This window comes from Pseudoteredinibacter isoporae, from assembly GCF_011602085.1.
Taxonomy (GTDB): domain Bacteria; phylum Pseudomonadota; class Gammaproteobacteria; order Pseudomonadales; family Cellvibrionaceae; genus Pseudoteredinibacter; species Pseudoteredinibacter isoporae.
The window spans coordinates 701,217-719,756 of sequence record NZ_JAAONY010000002.1; the positions used below are offsets into that span (position 1 = coordinate 701,217).

At 51.4% G+C, this 18,540-nt stretch carries 16 protein-coding genes; 8 read left to right on the forward strand and 8 right to left on the reverse strand.

The genetic code is table 11. The features are described from left to right. The first annotated feature begins 118 nt into the window (after positions 1 to 118). Together G8768_RS11600 and G8768_RS11605 are read left to right on the forward strand one after the other, a co-directional pair. Complete coding sequence (locus G8768_RS11600) at positions 119 to 1,384, forward strand: MFS transporter (RefSeq protein ID WP_166846889.1); 1,266 nt, start codon at positions 119 to 121, stop codon at positions 1,382 to 1,384. Continuing rightward, a complete protein-coding gene (locus G8768_RS11605; RefSeq protein WP_208020162.1) occupies positions 1,384 to 1,614 on the forward strand; it encodes an NF038104 family lipoprotein in 231 nt (76 codons plus the stop codon). Before G8768_RS11600 ends, G8768_RS11605 begins: the two co-directional genes overlap by 1 nt. A 69-nt stretch (positions 1,615 to 1,683) precedes the next feature. Here the strand turns inward: G8768_RS11605 and hutG are convergent, their stop codons facing one another. Further along, positions 1,684 to 2,676: a formimidoylglutamase gene (gene hutG, locus G8768_RS11610; RefSeq protein ID WP_166846886.1), complete on the reverse strand. Its 993-nt coding sequence runs from the start codon at positions 2,674 to 2,676 to the stop codon at positions 1,684 to 1,686. Between the two features lie 62 nt (positions 2,677 to 2,738). After that, positions 2,739 to 3,980, reverse strand: a complete 1,242-nt coding sequence (gene hutI, locus G8768_RS11615; protein WP_341801001.1) for an imidazolonepropionase — start codon at positions 3,978 to 3,980, stop codon at positions 2,739 to 2,741. 151 nt (positions 3,981 to 4,131) lie between these two features. Here hutI and hutC point away from each other — a divergent pair, with 151 nt between their 5' ends. From hutC to G8768_RS11635, 4 genes are all read left to right on the forward strand, one after another. Next, a complete protein-coding gene (hutC, locus tag G8768_RS11620; protein ID WP_166846883.1) occupies positions 4,132 to 4,833 on the forward strand; it encodes a histidine utilization repressor in 702 nt (233 codons plus the stop codon). A 122-nt stretch (positions 4,834 to 4,955) separates the two neighbouring features. Next, on the forward strand, positions 4,956 to 6,632 hold the full coding sequence (hutU, locus tag G8768_RS11625; protein ID WP_166846880.1) for a urocanate hydratase: 1,677 nt from the start codon (positions 4,956 to 4,958) through the stop codon (positions 6,630 to 6,632). A gap of 19 nt (positions 6,633 to 6,651) precedes the next feature. Then, complete coding sequence (gene hutH / locus G8768_RS11630) at positions 6,652 to 8,181, forward strand: histidine ammonia-lyase (protein ID WP_166846875.1); 1,530 nt, start codon at positions 6,652 to 6,654, stop codon at positions 8,179 to 8,181. A gap of 240 nt (positions 8,182 to 8,421) precedes the next feature. Beyond that, positions 8,422 to 9,525 carry a glutathione S-transferase family protein gene (locus G8768_RS11635; RefSeq protein WP_166846871.1) on the forward strand — a complete coding sequence of 368 codons (1,104 nt, stop codon included), beginning with the start codon at positions 8,422 to 8,424 and terminating at the stop codon, positions 9,523 to 9,525. Here the strand turns inward: G8768_RS11635 and arfB are convergent. The 6 genes from arfB to apbC form a co-directional block, all read right to left on the reverse strand. Next, positions 9,522 to 9,935, reverse strand: a complete 414-nt coding sequence (gene arfB / locus G8768_RS11640) for an alternative ribosome rescue aminoacyl-tRNA hydrolase ArfB (protein ID WP_166846869.1) — start codon at positions 9,933 to 9,935, stop codon at positions 9,522 to 9,524. The genes G8768_RS11635 and arfB overlap by 4 nt on opposite strands. A 51-nt stretch (positions 9,936 to 9,986) precedes the next feature. Next, on the reverse strand, positions 9,987 to 11,441 hold the full coding sequence (gene pyk, locus G8768_RS11645) for a pyruvate kinase (protein ID WP_341801002.1): 1,455 nt from the start codon (positions 11,439 to 11,441) through the stop codon (positions 9,987 to 9,989). A gap of 128 nt (positions 11,442 to 11,569) precedes the next feature. Further along, on the reverse strand, positions 11,570 to 11,755 hold the full coding sequence (locus G8768_RS11650) for a hypothetical protein (protein WP_166846866.1): 186 nt from the start codon (positions 11,753 to 11,755) through the stop codon (positions 11,570 to 11,572). A 20-nt stretch (positions 11,756 to 11,775) separates the two neighbouring features. Next, on the reverse strand, positions 11,776 to 12,951 hold the full coding sequence (locus G8768_RS21290) for a D-alanyl-D-alanine carboxypeptidase family protein (protein WP_166846864.1): 1,176 nt from the start codon (positions 12,949 to 12,951) through the stop codon (positions 11,776 to 11,778). Positions 12,952 to 13,504: 553 nt separating this feature from the next. After that, positions 13,505 to 14,074: a dCTP deaminase gene (gene dcd, locus G8768_RS11660; protein ID WP_166846861.1), complete on the reverse strand. Its 570-nt coding sequence runs from the start codon at positions 14,072 to 14,074 to the stop codon at positions 13,505 to 13,507. Between the two features lie 201 nt (positions 14,075 to 14,275). After that, the gene (gene apbC / locus G8768_RS11665) at positions 14,276 to 15,382 is read right to left on the reverse strand and encodes an iron-sulfur cluster carrier protein ApbC (protein ID WP_166846858.1); all 1,107 of its coding nucleotides are present in this window, start codon (positions 15,380 to 15,382) and stop codon (positions 14,276 to 14,278) included. Between the two features lie 401 nt (positions 15,383 to 15,783). On the opposite strand from apbC, the gene metG reads away from it, so the two are divergent. Next, positions 15,784 to 17,814 (forward strand): methionine--tRNA ligase, encoded by a 2,031-nt coding sequence (gene metG, locus G8768_RS11670; RefSeq protein ID WP_166846855.1) that lies wholly within the window; start codon positions 15,784 to 15,786, stop codon positions 17,812 to 17,814. Between the two features lie 137 nt (positions 17,815 to 17,951). Continuing rightward, complete coding sequence (gene rsxA, locus G8768_RS11675; RefSeq protein WP_166847558.1) at positions 17,952 to 18,527, forward strand: electron transport complex subunit RsxA; 576 nt, start codon at positions 17,952 to 17,954, stop codon at positions 18,525 to 18,527. The last annotated feature ends 13 nt before the right edge of the window (positions 18,528 to 18,540 follow it).

Consider the following 18,540-nt stretch of genomic DNA (forward strand, 5'->3'; position numbering starts at 1 on the left):
TGCTTGAGAGATTTACTTCGGTAAATTTCTCGGGCTTTTGAACGATCAGAAACAGAGCGTGTCGATAGAATACCTATAACAATAAATCCGGCGGGATTGCCGATTGAGATGCTGCATTATGCCTGCACCCCAGATTCCCCCTACAGATAATTGCACAGCCCTGCCCACCCAGGCAGTATCCCCAGGGCGTTGGCGGATTCCTCTTGTTTTAATGATTACGATGTACATCGGTTATCTCGACCGTATGAACATCAGTTTGGCTCTGCCCCTGATCGCTGAAGAAATGCAGTGGAGCCTGAGCGACAAGCAGTACTATGGCGGCTTGTTGATGAGTTGTTTTTATCTGGCCTATGGGCTCGCCAATTTATTCCTGACGCCATTCGCGGCCAAACTCGGTCCTCGTCGAAGCTTATTGATCATTATTGTTTTATGGTCAATTTTTACCTCTCTCGGCGCAATATTCAGTCATATTCTGTTGTTATTTGTTGCCAGTCGAATTTTGTTGGGCGTGTCTGAGGGTACTCATGTGCCGATGATGAATCAGCTGACCAAAAACTGGTTCGAGGATCGTGAACGCAGTCGCGCGACAGGAATTTGGATGGCCGGATTGTTTATGGCAATTCTGACCGGCCCACTCCTGCTCGTGCCGGTCATGCACCAATTGGGTTGGCGCAGCGGTTTTCATCTGTTGGCCATTGCAGGATTGGTACTCAGCTTGCCTCTGGTGTATTTCATCGTACAGGATCATCCGCCAAAGCAAGCGGAGCAAAATGCCTTCGACAATACCGGCGCACAACAGCGCCAGGCCCTCTGGCAGGTAATTCGCAGCCCGGCCTATATCGCGGCACAATGCATGGGCATTTTCAATAATATGCTTGCCGTCGGAATCAGCAACTGGATGCCCAGTTACCTTTCCAGCCGACAGGATGTGGAGTATTCTGATCTGGCCTATTTGAATACGATTCCTTATGTCTTTTCCCTGCTGGCTTTGCTGTTCTTTTCCTGGCTCGGTGATCGCACCAGCCGCCGTTCACGCAATGCCGCCATCTGCTTTTTTCTCGGGGGGCTAACGCTCTTCCTGTCTTTTAATCAGGCCTCTCTGTTTGTCACGATGATGGGGTTTACACTGGGTGTATGCTGCATTACGGCGTTTACCGCCTGTGAACACCCGATTGTTCAAACGCTCTTCCCCCAACATCTGGTCGCCCAGGGCTCGGGAATATTCAATGGAACAGCAATGATTCTTGGTGGTGGTCTGGGTACTTTTTTTATTGGCCAGTTAATGGCCGATAGCAACAGCCAGGTTAATATCTGGCCATTGTTTTTCCTTTGCGTTGCTGCCAGTATTAGCGGCCTATTTTTGCACCGGTTTACGCGCTTTTAATGATGTTTACTCGCTCCCGATTTTTATTGCTTATTTTATTCTTCGTTCACATTTCTCTGATACAGGGCTGTACCGTTGTCGCCATTGCCGATGCCGCGGCCTCCACCGTCGTTGGTGTGGGTAAAGTCGCGGTAAAAGGTACAGTTGCGGTAGTTGATGCTGCCATTCCCGATGGTGATGATGATGAAGAGGACGAAGAAGAAGACTACCCAGAAGACGAGAATGAATAGTCAAAAAAGGAATGAATAATCAGGAGTTCGCTGACGAGCAGCAAACTCCCGTTTAAAGCGATTTGCTCTTTACTCTACACAGGCCTGAATCAATCGCGCGGCCAATTTGGCGGTGCGACCATCAATATCAAAACGTGGATTCATTTCTGCCACATCCACCAGATACAGCGGCACAGATAATTCATCGCACATTTGGCGCAGCTGGTGAATGATTCGCAGCACCACATTCGGCGATAGGCCCAATGCAGACGGTGCACTCACTCCTGGTGCAAAAGGCGCGGAAATGGCGTCCAGGCAGATCGTCAGGTACAAGCCGGATTTATCACTCAAGAAATCGCGTAAAGCCAGATCGATAGCCGGCAAATCCAATTCGGTGCAGTCCAGATCCGCTCGCCAATACACATCTTTGTCTGCTGCGAAATCAAACAAGGCACGAGTATTGGCGCTTGGGTTCACTCCCAAACAACCATAGTTCACTTCCCAACCGTGAGACTCACGATGCTCGGCGATTTGGCGGAACGGCGTACCGGAAGAACCCTGCTCTGCGGGTTTGCGCAAATCCAGATGGGCATCAATATTCAATACGGCCAGGTTTGCAACGTCTTTGCCCTGTTGACGCAGGGCCGCTTCCAATCCACTGTAACTCGCCCAAGCAATTTCATGACCTCCGCCCAATCCAATTGGCAAGCCACCTCGCTGAACGATATGAGCCAGACGGTGAGCATATTCCAGTTGCGCCGCTTCCATATCTTCAGCAACACAGTTCACTGTGCCGGCATCGTACAAGTGATCATGCAGTTCCGCGCCCAGATAAGTAATGGGCTGCCAACTCAATCCGGCCAGGGCCTTGCGCAAAGCGTCGGGGCCATCAGCGGCACCCGTACGGCCTTTGTTACGGCGTACGCCCTCATCACAGGAAAAGCCCAGCACCACCGGCGCCTGTTGCAACCCCTTAAGATCTTCATCAAATGCTTTGACCACTTCATGCCAGCGCGGAGCCGGGCGATCTTCTTCTGTATCGGTTCGGCCTTGCCATAATTCAGACTGAAAAGGCGTGTACATCGAGCACCTCTTTTAAATCACCTGTGTTCGTTCTCATGGTTTTATGTCGGTTTCTGCGACGCTTATATCCAGGCACCGTTTCGCAGAACGGCCGCAGGCTTCACCAGATTGAAACCGTAGCTGAGTTCGCTCGGATGCTTGATGTTCCACAGCACCAGATCAGCGTCAAAACCAATGCGCAATATTCCCTTTTGTTTACCCAAACCCAAAGCCTGAGCGGCATATTGGCTCACGCCACGCAAACTTTCTTCCGGCGTCAAACCAAATAACACACACGCCTGGTTCATAGCCAAACGCAAGGAGGCCAGAGGCGATGTGCCCGGATTCAAATCGGTCGCAACGGCCATTGGCACACCTGCCTCGCGCAACGCTTGGATAGGCGGCATCTGTGTCTCTTTTAACGAATAAAAGGCGCCAGGCAACAATACCGCAACCGTTCCCGATGGCTTGAGACTGGGCACGTCCTCCGGACGCAAATATTCGATATGGTCTACCGACCAACCATGAAACTCCGCCACCAGTTTGGCACCACCCAAATCGCTGAGCTGCTCAACGTGTCCCTTCACAGGCAGGCGGTGAGCCCTTGCGCTTTCAAAAACACGTCGGCACTGCTCCGGAGAAAACCCTACCCCCTCACAAAACACATCCACGCAATCTGCCAGATTTTCACCGGCCGCAGCGGGAATGATTTCCTCACAAACAAGATCGATATAAGCGTCGCTGTTATCCTTGAATTCCGGTGGCAGCGCGTGGGCAGCCAGTAAGGTGGTACTGATCTGCACTGGAAACGCCTCGCCCAGCTGTTTGGCAATTCGCAACACTCTCAGTTCATGTTCAAGGCTGAGCCCATAACCGGACTTCACTTCAACGGTGGTTACACCTTCGTCCAGCAAGGTCTGTAAACGCTCAGCGGCGCCTTGATAAAGCTCTTCATCACTGGCGTCACGGGTCGCTTTTACAGTACTGGCAATGCCACCGCCCGCCTGGGCAATTTCCTGATAGCTGCGTCCCTGCAAACGCCATTCGAATTCTTCAGCCCGATTGCCTCCCCAGATCAGGTGGTTATGACAGTCGATCAGTCCCGGGCTCAGAAACTGCCCCTGGCCATCCACCGTCATCTCGGCCTCAGGCGCGTCGCCCTGACCGAGGCTGTGGATTTTGCCCTCTTGAATGCCCAACCAGGCATTCGGCAACAGGCCATAGGCCCCTTCTCGCTCGGGGTCCAGGGTAATCAAATGAACATTTTCAATCAGCTGTTCCAGCATATTCAGGCCTTTTACGGTCGCCGGCCAAGGAGACCGCACGAAGATTATTCACATTATGTCTTGCCAGCATTGACAAGTTAATGGCATTCTAGTTGTATATACAACCATAGACAAGCTAATCCTAAGCTGGATTACAGAACGATTGAACGCAAAGCGCAGCCTTGTAAAAGCTGCTGCGCAGGGAATATTTATGGCAACACCGCGGTTTGAAACCATCAAGGCACATATCGAATCTCGTATTAACCAGGGCGACCTTCGCCCAGGTGACCGTGTGCCTTCGGAGAATCAGCTCTGTGAGCAGTTTGATGTCAGCCGTATGACCGCTCGCCGAGCCCTGCAGGCCCTGACAGAAGCCGGTTTGCTTGTGCGCACCCCAGGCCTGGGCAGCTTTGTTGCTGAGCAGCGCCCAATCGCTTCCATGATGGAAGTTCGCAATATTGCCGATGAAGTTCAGCAGCGCGGTCATCGCTACCGTGCCGAAATTCTGAAAATGGAAAGCTGCGAGGCCGATGACCAACAGGCCTGGCTGTTGAACGTGGCGCCCGGCAGCAAACTCTTTCACAGTGTGATTGTGCATTATGAAGACGATGTGCCCCTGCAATGGGAAGACCGCCTGGTGAATCCGGCAATGGCTCCGGAATACTTGCAGCAGGATTTCAGCCAGAGCACACCCAATGCCTATCTCAGCCAGGTTGCGCCGCTGACTGAAGCCAGCCACAAAATCGAAGCAGTTTTGGTGGATGCGCAGGTGGCGTCTGCACTCGGCATTGATTTAACCGCGCCCTGCTTAAAGGTCAGTCGCCGTACCTGGTCTGCCAAAGGCGTGGTCAGCCTGGCAGGTTTGATTCATCCCGGCGATCGTTATTGCCTGGGCGGTCACGTAAAACAGTAAACAATTTCTCTTGGCTCCTGCGGTAGCTCAACCACCGCTCTTTAACACAAAAAATTGATACAAGCGGGTCACAAGCCCGATGACATTTGGCCGGCGACGGCCATGCAGATAATAGGTGATTTATGAACACTGACTCTCGTCATGATCCAAAGCGCGTAATTAAAGCCGCGACCGGTAGCGAAAAAACCGCCAAAAGCTGGTTGACCGAAGCCGCCCTGCGCATGTTGATGAATAACCTCGACCCGGAAGTGGCCGAGCACCCCGCCAATTTGGTGGTGTACGGTGGCATTGGCCGCGCGGCCCGCGATTGGGCTTGCTACGATAAAATTGTCGAAGTACTGACTAATTTGGAAGACGACGAATCGTTGTTGGTTCAGAGCGGTAAGCCTGTTGGTGTTTTCAAAACCCACGCCGATGCGCCTCGCGTATTGATCGCCAACTCCAACCTGGTTCCTCACTGGGGCAACTGGGAACACTTCAACGAGTTGGATAAAAAAGGCCTGATGATGTACGGCCAAATGACCGCCGGCTCCTGGATTTACATCGGTTCCCAGGGCATTGTTCAGGGCACTTATGAAACTTTTGGTGCGGTTGCTCGCCAACACTTTGATGGCGATGCCAGTGGCAAGTGGGTGTTGACTGGCGGCTTGGGCGGCATGGGTGGCGCTCAGCCATTGGCCGCAACCATGGCCGGCTTTTCCATGATCGCTGTTGAGTGCGATGAGAGTCGCATCGATTTTCGTCTGTCCAACCGTTACCTCGATAAAAAAGCCCGCAGCCTCGACGAAGCGCTGGCCATGATCGAAGAAGCCAAGCAAGACGGCCAGGCGATCTCGATTGGTTTGTTGGGCAACGCTGCTGACATTTTCCCTGAACTGGTAGAGCGCAATATCACTCCAGACGTTGTTACCGATCAGACCAGTGCACACGACCCTCTCAATGGCTACCTGCCCCAAAACTGGAGCATGGAAAAAGCCGCCGAGATGCGCAGGCAAGACGAAGCGGCCGTGGTACAAGCCGCAAAAGAATCCATGGCTGTACAAGTTCAAGCCATGCTGACTTTGCAAGAGCGCGGTGCCGCCACACTGGATTACGGCAACAACATTCGCCAGATGGCCAAGGAAGTCGGCGTGGAAAACGCTTTTGATTTCCCGGGTTTTGTGCCGGCCTACATTCGTCCCCTGTTCTGCGAAGGTATTGGCCCCTTCCGCTGGGCAGCCTTGAGCGGCGACCCGGAAGACATTTATAAAACCGACGCCAAAGTGAAAGAATTGATTCCAGATGACGCCCATCTGCACAACTGGCTGGACATGGCTCGCGAACGCATTGAATTCCAGGGCTTACCGGCGCGTATTTGCTGGGTGGGTTTAAAAGATCGCGCTCGTTTGGCAAAAGCTTTTAATGAGATGGTGAAAAACGGCGAACTGAAAGCGCCTATCGTGATCGGCCGTGATCATCTGGATTCCGGCTCCGTTGCGTCCCCAAACCGCGAAACCGAAAGCATGAAAGATGGCTCCGATGCCGTATCCGATTGGCCACTGCTGAACGCTTTGTTGAGCACGGCTGGTGGCGCAACCTGGGTAAGCTTGCACCACGGTGGCGGTGTTGGCATGGGCTTCAGCCAGCACGCAGGTGTTGTCATTGTTGCCGATGGAACCGATGCTGCGGAGCAACGCCTTGGCCGGGTGCTGTGGAACGATCCCGCTACCGGTGTGATGCGTCACGCCGATGCCGGTTACGACATTGCCATTAATTGCGCCAAAGAAAACGGCCTGAATCTTCCCATGTTGGATCAATAAAGCGAGGTAAGAAACGAGCATGCAAGAATTACGTATCGTACCGGGCCAATTAAATTTGACCCAACTGAAGAAACTGGATCTGGTACCACACAATATCGTGTTGGACCCAAGCTGTTTTGCCGACATCGAAAAATCGGCCGCCACCGTTGCCAAAGTGATTGAGGAAGATCGCGTGGTTTACGGAATTAATACCGGTTTCGGTTTGCTGGCTAACACGCGCATCGACGCTTCAGAGTTGGAAGTGCTGCAAAAAAGTATCGTACTTTCCCACGCCGCCGGTATAGGCGACTTCATGAGTGAAGCCACCGTACGCTTGCTGATGGTATTGAAAATTAACTCTCTGGCACGCGGCTTTTCAGGCATTCGTCTGGAAGTGATTCAAGCCTTGATCACCCTGCTGAACAAGGAAATTTATCCTTGTATCCCGGTAAAAGGGTCCGTTGGTGCCAGTGGTGATTTGGCTCCGCTTGCCCACATGAGTTGTGTACTGCTGGGCGAAGGCGAAGCGCTTTATCAAGGCCAGGTGATTTCTTCCAAGGTGGCTTTGGAACTGGCCGGCCTTGAGCCACTGGTTCTCGCTCCAAAAGAAGGCCTGGCGCTGCTGAACGGCACCCAGGCGTCTACCGCACTGGCACTGCAAGGTTTGTTTGCTGCTGAAAACATGTTGGCTGCAGGCACGGTTATCGGCGCGTTGTGTGTTGACGCAGCACAGGGTTCTCGCAAACCTTTCGATCATCGCATCCACGCTGTACGCGGCCATCAAACCCAAATCGATATGGCCATGGCTTATCGTGCGCTGTTGGATCATTCCGAGATTGAAGAGAGCCACGAAAACTGCGAGAAAGTACAAGACCCATACTCCTTGCGCTGCCAGCCCCAGGTGATGGGCGCTTGTTTGCAGCAAATTCGCAATTCAGCGGACATTATTCTGACCGAATGTAATGCGGTTTCTGATAACCCTCTGGTTTTCCAGGCCGACGATGACATTATCTCCGGTGGCAACTTCCACGCCGAACCGATTGCCATGGCGGCCGATAATCTGGCCATCGCAATCGCTGAAATCGGTGCCCTGTCCGAGCGTCGTATGGCCTTGTTGATTGATTCCAAACTGAGTGGCCTGCCACCGTTTCTGGTTAACAACGGCGGCGTAAACTCCGGCTTCATGATTGCCCAGGTAACTTCGGCTGCTCTGGCGAGCGAAAACAAAACCCTCGCCCATCCGGCATCGGTTGACAGCTTGCCAACCTCCGCCAACCAGGAAGATCATGTTTCCATGGCCACCTTCGCCGCACGCCGCTTGCAGGATATGACCGAAAACTGTGCCGGCATTCTGGCAGTGGAATTCCTGGCGGCCTGTCAGGGCCTGGATTTCCGCGCACCACTGAAGAGTTCCAAAACTCTGGAGCAGGCCAAAACCGAATTGCGTGCTTTGGTTTCCTTTTACGATAAAGATCGTTATTTCGCCCCAGACATCGAACAAGCCGCCGAACTGATCGATTCCGGCAAGCTGCTAAGCTTTGTCGACAACACCATTCGAATTAGCGTGTAAACGCAACCCTGCCGAGTGCCAGGCCGCAAGGCCTGGCAATTTTTAGTCCTTCGCCTTCTTTCAAAAACTTTCCGCTTACTTCAGTAGAAAATCTGATGTTCCTTGGTTACTGAATATTTCAAAGCGTTAATTTCTACCCAAGCCAGGGCAACTTTGACCATCGGAAAATCCGTGTTCTGCCCCTATAATGGCTGGCATTACGCTAGATAAAAGCAATAACACAGCCACCTGGATATCCAAATGACCGAACACTACACCTTGTATGGCTCCCCGGCATCCCTGTACACCGGCAAAGTGCGCGCCTACCTGAATTACAAAGGCATCCCCTATCAGGAAGAAATTTCGTCAATGAAGGTGTATAAGAAAATTATTCTGCCCCAAACCGGCGTCGGCATGATTCCTGTTGTGAAAACACCGGAAAATGAATACTGGCAGGACAGTAGCCTGATTCTGGATTATTGCGAGCAGCGATTTCCAGCAAAAGCTATCCTGCCGCAGTCTCCTAAACAGAAGATGGTTGCCCTGCTCTTTGAGTTGTATGGTGACGAATGGCTGAGACTGCCCGCCATGCATTATCGCTGGAATTTTCCCGATGACAATCTGGAATTCATCAAAGGTGAATTCGGCTCCAGCGTCGCACCCGGCTGGCCCAAGTTTATCCAACGCTGGCTGGGCAAAAAGGTCGTCGAAAAATTTTCCGGCTATGTTGCACCCCTGGGTATTACCGAAAAGAGCATTCCCGAAATCGAAGCCTGGTACGAAGAATTTCTTGGGCAGTTAAATGAACTGTTCAGCCAACAGGACTTTCTGCTGGGCAGCTGCCCCAGCCTGGGGGACTTCGGTTTGATGGGGCCTTTGTATGCTCACCTGTATCGTGACCCCTATCCTGGCAAATTGATGCGTACCAAAGCTCCCAAAGTTGCCGAGTGGGTAGAACGCATGAATCAATCCGCCACTGTCGAAGGTGAGTTTCTGGCGAATGATGAGATTCCTGAAATACTTGAACGTATTCTGAATCGATTGTTTAAGGAATTTTGGCCTTCTCTGCTGCGCAGCAGCCAAAACCTCGGTAAATGGGCGGCGGATAAAACGCCGGGAGAAGCGGTGCCTCGTATGCTAGGCATGCAAGATTTTACCATTGGCGATGTGAACGAACAGCAGATGAGCTTGAGCTATGGCCAATGGATGCTGCAAAGAATTCTGCAGCATTATCAGTCCATGAGCGACACTGAACAACATCAGCTTGGGGCGTATCTGGCAAACTTCAATGAGGGGCAGAATCCACTGGATTTGACCATTTCGAAGCCCGTAGCATTCAACAACTATCGATTGGTACTGGCCTAAAACGTTGGCTTGGCGCGGTTGGCTTTAATCTGTCCGCGCTTGTTTTTGCTATCCAGACGTCTCTTTTTTGCCGCGCGACTGGGCTGAGTGGCCCGGCGCTTCTTTTGGGTATAGGAAACCGAGCGAATTAAACTCTGTAAACGTTCCAGCGCGGCCACTCGGTTCTTATCCTGGCTGCGGTACTCCTGCGCCTTGATCACAATAATCCCGTCTTTGCTGATACGCTGGTCTTGAAGTGTTAACAAGCGCTCCCGGTAGAATTCCGGCAAACTGGATTTATGAATATCAAAGCGCAAATGGATGGCCGAAGACACCTTATTGACGTTCTGACCACCACTGCCCTGACTGCGGATGGCCTTGAGTTCAATCTCTTCATCCGCAAGGAAAACATTATTCGAAATTTTCAGCATGACGCCTGTCCATTTCCCGGGCAGGCGCTGCTTGTTTCAATGGCAAACGAACTAGGCAATCGCATCGCCAACACGAACAATCTTCATGGTATTGGTGCCACCATGAACATTGATGTAGTCGCCTTTTGAAAGAATCACCAAATCACCTACTTCAACCACAGCACGACGATGCAATTCATTCACCACGGCTTGATTCATTTCTTCCGGCGGCACAATTAAGGTATTGAAGGTGACCGGCACCACGCCACGGAACATGGCCATACGATTTTCGGCATCCTGTTGCGCCGTGAACGCGAAAATCGGAAGGCTGGAGCTGATACGGGACATCCAGAGTGGTGTCTTGCCCGTTTCGGTCAGACTGATAATGGCTTTCACACCTTCCAGGTGATTCGCGGTATACATAACCGCCATCGCAATCGATTCATCCACGGCATCAAACTGCTGATGCAAACGGTGATGGGACTGCTGAATCTCCGGACTACGTTCAGCACCAATAATGATGCGAGCCATGGCCTCCACGGTCTCAACCGGAAACTGCCCTGCGGCGGTCTCACCCGACAGCATGACCGCATCGGTACCATCCAACACCGCGTTAGCCACATCAAACACTTCTGCGCGAGTGGGCAACTGACTGTCGATCATGGACTCCATCATTTGAGTCGCAGTAATCACCAAACGATTTTGTTTGCGAGTGCGACTGATCAAGTCTTTTTGCACGCCGATCAATTCAGCATCGCCAATTTCCACACCCAGGTCACCACGCGCAACCATCACACATTCGGATGCCTGAATAATGCCATCAAGCACTTCTTTGTCAGCAACGGCTTCGGCTCGCTCAACTTTGGCGACCAAGCTGGCTTCGCCACCGGCCTCAGTCATTAAACGGCGCGCAAGATTCATATCATCGGCACTGCGTACAAAAGAAACGGCCAGATAATCGACTTTGATTTCAGTGGCCAATTTAATATCGGCACGGTCTTTTTCTGTCAGCGCTTCAGCGGACAAGCCGCCACCCTCACGATTGATACCCTTGTTGTTCGACAGCTTTCCGGCAACCACGGTTTTGGTTTCGATTCGGGTGCCATCAACGCCGGTGACTTCGAGCACCACGCGCCCATCGTCTAATAACAGGCGATCACCCGCAGAAACATCTTTTGGCAAATCGGAATAGTCGATGCCAACTTCCTGTTGATTCCCTGCGTCACGCTCAAGACTGGAGTCAAGCGCAAAAGCGTCACCTAAAGCCAACTCGATAGGGCCATCACTGAAACGGGCAATTCGGATTTTGGGGCCTTGTAAATCTCCCAGAATCGCAACGGTACGATGCAGCTTGCGCGCAATTTTACGAACCTGCTGAGCACGCAAGCGATGATCATCATGGCTACCGTGAGAAAAGTTCATCCGCACAACATTGACTCCGGCCTTAATAATTCGCTCCAGTACGCCTGGGGCGTCGGTAGATGGACCGAGGGTGGCAACGATTTTGGTACGGCGGATGGTACTCACAGATAACTCCCTAATAGGTAAATCGGTTTTTGTTCAATAGGACACTATACCAGCTTTAAATGACAGTGATATAAACAGCGGCCTGGGGAAAGGGTGAAATAGTCAGCTTGAACAGGCATTTGAGAAGCTTAATGGGCCTCAACCTTCTCGGCACCACAACGTTCGCAGCGATAGCGGGTAACTAATTTACCCTGCTTCACATCGAATTGCTTGGCTGAACAAATTTTCCACTTGTGGAATCCGCTGCGGCACAGGCTTTTGCCCTTGTGCTTTTCAGCAGCGGTTTTGCGTTTGAATGGTAGGACGTCGCCCATGCTATACGTGATACAAGCTTTTATACGACCTTGATGTGCCAAGGCTCATAACGGACACCCAGACGATTGTCAGAGGTGTAGCGGATTTGTACATAACCCAGATCTTCCATTTTTTTGAATTCACGGGTTTCGGCAAATTGATCCGTGAAGTTTTTTGCGCCCCAACCAATGCGGCCCACATCAAAGTCACCAATTCCATGGAAAGAGTGGCCCGGAGGCGCAAGGGAACGGGATGCCTTGGAAAGGTTAAACTCGGATTCAACAGCCTTGTTCAAAAACAGCATCATTTGCTTCACATTGCTGCGAATACCAGATGTGAGGATAATGTTTTTGCCAACGTCTTTCGTCAATTTGTTGTAGTAATTCAGTGAATCGCCAGCGAACAGGTAGTGCCCGGAATACGGTACTTTGACGATATCTTTTTTGGCGATACGATCGCTCAGACTTTCAGAAACCTTTTCACCAAAAAAGCCATACTCACTGGCTTGGGTTTCAAAAATCATTTCCATAAAGGCCAGCTCTTCATCGGTGAAGCGGCCAATCTTGCTGTATTTTTTGCTGAAGCGAATCGCCTCATCAAAGCCCAACACATTAAAGTTACCGTGGCCAACAATCTTCTGTACACGCCCCAAACGCAATGCCACAGACAGCAATGTGCGTCGCTGCTCGGGCGGTAGAAATACATCATCATGGAAGTCGTTTTCAAACAGGCGAACCTTTTCCAGGTTTACACCCTGCTCTTCGGCATTCGGATCCAGGACGATAATCTGTTCACGATCCTGACTCACCTGAGCCTGAACAGGCTGGGTCTCAGTCGGGGCCTCAATTGCTCTTTCCAGCTCGGCGCTTTTCGCATCAAGTTGTACCGGCGCTTGCTCAACCTTCTGATCGCGAATAACGGTTCCTGTCAGTGATTGACCACCGAACAAGTCACCTTCGAGCGGGCTTTGAGTAGCCGCATTCTGGGGAATCGGACTTGATGATTTGGCTAATGGGGAAATTTCATCCGCAGGGTGCGGCATGACAAATTCGGCATCGCTCGGAGGATCGAGAGGAATTGGATCGATGTCGCCTAACTGCGCCTGCGCCGGGAACTCATCCACGGCCTCTTTGGTCAGTGATTGCAATAAGTAAGAGCCTGTTCCAGTTACACCTGCACCCGCAACAAAACCCAGCAATAAATCCCGTCGTTTCACTTTCTATTCCCCGAAAAACTGCTCACTCCCAGCATCATATTGCACTGGGCTATATCTCTGCCCTAACCCAAAACGTTGATTTATTCTTCTCAACTTGCAGTCCTTAATACGGACCTTTCAACGTGGGTAAGGTGCTTATTGGCGGCTAGATACCAAAGCTGCCAGCGATCTTATCAGTTGTTCACCGCTGACATTGTAGCTCGCTAAACTTAATACTGTCCGAACGTACTCTCATTTTCAGAATTCGACTGCCATTTTCTTCACACAGTCACCAGACAGCTCCGATTTACCGGCACCCAACAACAATCATAGTAGAGGGATAGGAAAATCGTCCAGTATTTGACTGTACCAGATGCAGATAAAGTACAAATAATATCAACAGTCGCCGCTAACTATATGATGAATAAGCAGTTTTGTGTAGGACTGTATAGTTTTAAAGGAAGCAGAAAGGCGGGATTTATGGAATAAAAAGTATGATTTTCGGAGGATCGCCTCACCCGCCAGCCGGCGAGTGAGCAAATTATGTACAAATTTGGAATTTGGGAGCGGTGAATCAGGTGCGTGGCAGAGTCACACCACGTTGCCCCTGGTACTTTCCGCCACGATCTTTATAGGAGGTTTCGCAAATTTCATCCGATTCGAAAAACAACATCTGCGCCACACCTTCGTTGGCATAGATCTTCGCAGGCAACGGCGTGGTATTCGAGAATTCCAAAGTCACATGCCCTTCCCATTCAGGTTCCAGGGGCGTCACATTCACGATAATGCCACAGCGTGCATAAGTGGATTTACCCAGGCACACCGTCAACACATTACGGGGAATACGGAAGTACTCCACAGTACGCGCCAGGGCAAAAGAATTCGGTGGAATCACACAGACATCGCTTTTGATGTCCACGAAGCTGTTTTCATCAAAGTTCTTCGGATCCACAATGGTAGAGTGCACATTGGTGAAGATCTTGAACTCATCCGCACAGCGTACATCGTAGCCATAGCTCGAAGTACCGTAGGAAACCAGGCGCTGCCCTTGACTGTTGTAACGCACTTGCTCGCGCTCAAACGGTTCGATCATGCCGTGCTCTTCAGCCATACGGCACATCCATTTGTCAGACTTGATGGACATAAACTGCCTCTTTCCTATTTCCTGTTAACGTTCAACGGCCCGGCCTTCACCGGGCGAAAAAGTGGGCCGAATCATATAGTGTTTTAGGCACGGGGAAAAGCGAACCGTTTTCAAGGGCTTGAAGGGGTTTGGGAAATGGCCCCCGGAAGCCGAGTCGAGGAGCCAATAAAGAATCCCGAGCCCGCCAGCATTACACCGTGGTTAATCGTCGCTGAAGACCAGCTCCGGGCCACCACTGCTCTGCTGGGCCTGCAAATACAGTTGCGCAGCCAGCTTGGAGCCCGCCTCACTGTAGGCCATAGCCAGAGGGGAAGTGGGCGATTTAACAACCGTGGGCGTTCCAGAATCCAGATCCTCACGCAGCTGTTTGTCGATCGGCAGCTGAGCCAGTACTTCGATGCCATATTGGCGAGCAATGCGTTCGCCACCACCCTCACCGAAAATGGCCTCTTTATGGCCGCAATTGCTGCACACATGACTGCTCATGTTCTCAAGCACTCCCAGGATCGGCACATTCACCTTATTAAACATCTCAATACCCTTCAGGGCATCGATCAGAGCAATATCCTGGGGCGTAGTTACAATCAACGCGCCGCTGAGCGGGATTTTCTGGGACAGGCTTAACTGAATATCGCCCGTACCCGGGGGCATATCGATCAAAAGATAATCGAGCTCAGGCCAGGCGGTTTGCAGCAGCAGTTGCTGCAAGGCACCGGCGGCCATCGGACCACGCCAAACCATGGGGGTTTTATCCGTCACCAGATTCGCCATGGACATCACCGCCATGCCATACGCTTCCAGCGGATACATTTGCTTTTCGGCTTTGACTCGGGGCCTCTGGCCGTCGAGCCCCAACATATGGCTTTGACTGGGACCATAAATATCGGCATCAAGAATGCCGACCCTGGCACCGGCTGAAGCCAAAGCCAAAGCCAGGTTCACAGTGGTGCTGGATTTCCCTACCCCACCCTTGCCCGACGCGACAGCGATCACGTTGGCAACGCTTTCCAGACCTTCAATACCTTCAGGCAGGCAACGCAATGCAGACCAAGTGAAATCAACCTTCAACTCTTTTACCGGGATTTGGGGATCTTCCTGAATAAGCAAACTAAAAGCCTGCTGTAATTGCTGCTCCAATGACCATTGATAAGCCTTAATCGGATAAGGGAAATGCAGCTTAAGCGTTAAACGCTCTCCCTCAACAAGCTGTGACTGCAAACAATTTAAGGCGCTAAGTTCCTTATGAAGCACGGGGTCCAGTACTCGCGTTAATAACTCTTCGCTCAGTTGACTCAGCTCGGGATTCATAATCTTTCTCTTGGGGATCGTTTGGAATGTATTTCCATGATGGGGACGGCCAGTGCAAATGACAATGCTTGGGCGCGCAAATTGCCGGCATTCACTCGGTAAATATCCCCTTTCAATCTAACGGCAAGACACTTACAAGACGCCTTGAGCCACGGATCGCTCAGGAAATAATCAACCTCTGGGAATCCAGCTCGATTCGCAAGCGCTTTGATAGGTGGCAAAGACTAAGCTTATGCCTAAATAAAAGGGGCTTCGGAGTATTTAGCAACAAATTAGGGTGCTATAATCGGCGGGTTTTGCTGCCCTGCAACTGGTTCAATACCTGTTGGAGAACATGCACACAAGATTATCCTGTTTGAACCGCCCACCGTGGGCACGTTAATGAGAGCGAGTTTCTGTCAATGAGTCAGCGCCGTAAAATTTTGGTCACCAGCGCACTGCCCTATGCCAATGGTCCTATCCACCTTGGCCACCTGGTCGAATATATTCAAACCGATATTTGGGTGCGCTTCCAAAAACTGCGTGGCCACGACTGTCACTATGTTTGCGCCGACGACGCTCACGGCACCGCTATCATGTTAAAAGCGGAACAGCTTGGCATCACCGCCGAAGAGCAGATTGCCAATGTTAAAGCGGATCACGAAAAAGATTTTGCCGGTTTCCATATCGCATTTGATAACTACGGCTCTACCCATTCGGAAGAAAATCGTCAGTACTCCGAAATGATTTACAAACGGTTGCAGGAAAACGGCCACATTGCCAGCCGCACGATCACCCAGGCCTATGACCCGGAAAAAGAACTGTTTCTGGCCGATCGTTACATCAAAGGCACTTGCCCCAAATGCAAGGCGGAAGACCAGTACGGCGACAACTGTGAAGTGTGTTCCGCCACCTATTCGCCCACAGAGCTGATTAACCCGAAGTCAGCCATTTCCGGTGCCACACCAATATCTAAAGATTCCGAACACTTTTTCTTCAAACTGCCGGAATTTACCGATTTTCTGAAAGACTGGACTCGCAGCGGAACCCTGCAACCCGAGGTCGCGAACAAGCTGGCCGAATGGTTGGATGCCGGTTTGCAGGAATGGGACATCTCTCGCGACGCGCCCTATTTTGGTTTTGAAATTCCCGGCCAGAGTGGAAAATATTTTTACGTATGGCTGGACGCACCTATCGGCTACATGGCCAGTTTTAAAAACCTCTGTGACCGGGAAAACCTGGACTGGGACGAATACTGGAAAGCGGACAGCGAAGCCGAGCTTTACCACTTTATCGGCAAGGACATCGTCAACTTCCACGCCCTGTTCTGGCCCTCCATGTTGCATTCGGCAGGTTATCGCAAACCGACCGCCGTTAACGTTCACGGTTTTCTGACCGTCGATGGAAAAAAGATGTCCAAGTCACGCGGCACCTTTATCAATGCCGCGGCTTACCTGAGTCATCTCGATCCGGAATATCTGCGCTATTATTTCGCTGCCAAACTGACAGCCAGCGTCGACGATCTGGATTTGAATTTGGAAGATTTTGTACAACGCGTGAACTCCGATCTGGTCGGCAAAGTGGTAAACATTGCCAGTCGCACCGCCAAGTTTGTTCAAAAAGCCGGTGGTGAATTGTCCAGTGATGTCGCCGATACCGAACTGTGGCAGAAGTTCATCGATGCTGAAGACAACATCGCTGAACTCTATGAACAGCGTGAATACAGCAAAGCCATGCGCGAAATCATGGCGCTGGCCGACGCCGCCAATGAGTATATTGCCGCACAGGCGCCCTGGAGTTTGGCGAAAGAAGAAGGCAACGAACAGAAGGTTCTCGACATCTGCAGCCTGGGTGTGAATATGTTCCGCGCCCTGATGCGTTTCCTGAAGCCGGTTTTGCCTGCAACCGCCGAAAAAGCGGAAATCTTTTTGGGTGAAACACTGAGCTGGGAAGACAAGCTGAATTATCGCGCGGGTGCCATCAACAAGTTTAAACCTCTCATGATGCGCATTGAATCGGACAAGGTTGCCGCTATGGTAGAAGACAGCAAACAAGCCGCTGCCGAAGCCATGCAGGCTGCTGCAACACCTGCCGCCAGTGGCCCCCTGGCCGAAGAGCCCATCGCCGAGGAAATTAACTTTGATGATTTTGCGAAAGTTGATTTACGTGTTGCCCTGATCAAACAGGCTGAACATGTTGATGGTGCCAAAAAGCTTTTGAAGCTGACACTGGATCTCGGTGGCGAAACACGTCAGGTATTCTCCGGCATCAAAAGCGCCTACGCGCCTGAAGACCTGCAAGGCAAGCTCACCGTCATGGTGGCCAATCTGGCGCCTCGTAAAATGAAGTTCGGCATGTCCGAAGGTATGGTGCTGGCCGCCGGGCCAGGCGACAAAGAAATTTACCTGCTTGAGCCCCACAGCGGTGCCAAACCAGGCCAAAGGGTGATGTAAAAAGATCAGGCGAGCTGCCCCTCCCAAGAAAAAAGCTCGCCAGCTCATATCGTATACGGCGTACCGCAATGATATTGAGCAACCTATAGCAATACCGATTCTCAGGAATCGGAGTGATTACAGATAGTGGAGCGACGATGGCTGACTTTGCCATTATTTTGATCAGCACCATACTGGTGAACAATTTTGTTCTGGTACAGTTTCTCGGACTGTGCCCCTTTATGGGCGTATCCAATAAACTCGAGACCGCAATTGGCATGGGTGGCGCAACCACTTTTGTGCTGACCCTGGCCAGCATCTGTAGCTACCTTGTGAATAATTATTTATTGGCGCCCCTCGGACTGGATTACCTCCGCACCATCGCTTTTATTCTGGTGATTGCAGTAGTGGTACAGTTCGCAAAAATGTTTATCGAAAAAACCAGCCCGCTGCTTTACCGGGTGCTGGGTATTTTCCTGCCACTGATCACCACCAACTGCGCCGTACTTGGTGTGGCTTTGCAGAACACCAATAAAAACCACAACTTTATGGAATCTACATTTTACGGCTTTGGCGCCGCGATTGGATTTTCTCTGGTGCTGGTTTTGTTTTCTGCAATGCGCGAACGCCTGGCCGTGGCCGATGTGCCCGCGCCCTTTCAAGGCGCCGCCATTGGCATGGTAACGGCCGGTTTAATGTCGCTGGCGTTCATGGGTTTTGGAGGATTGGTTTAAACCGAATTAGCCC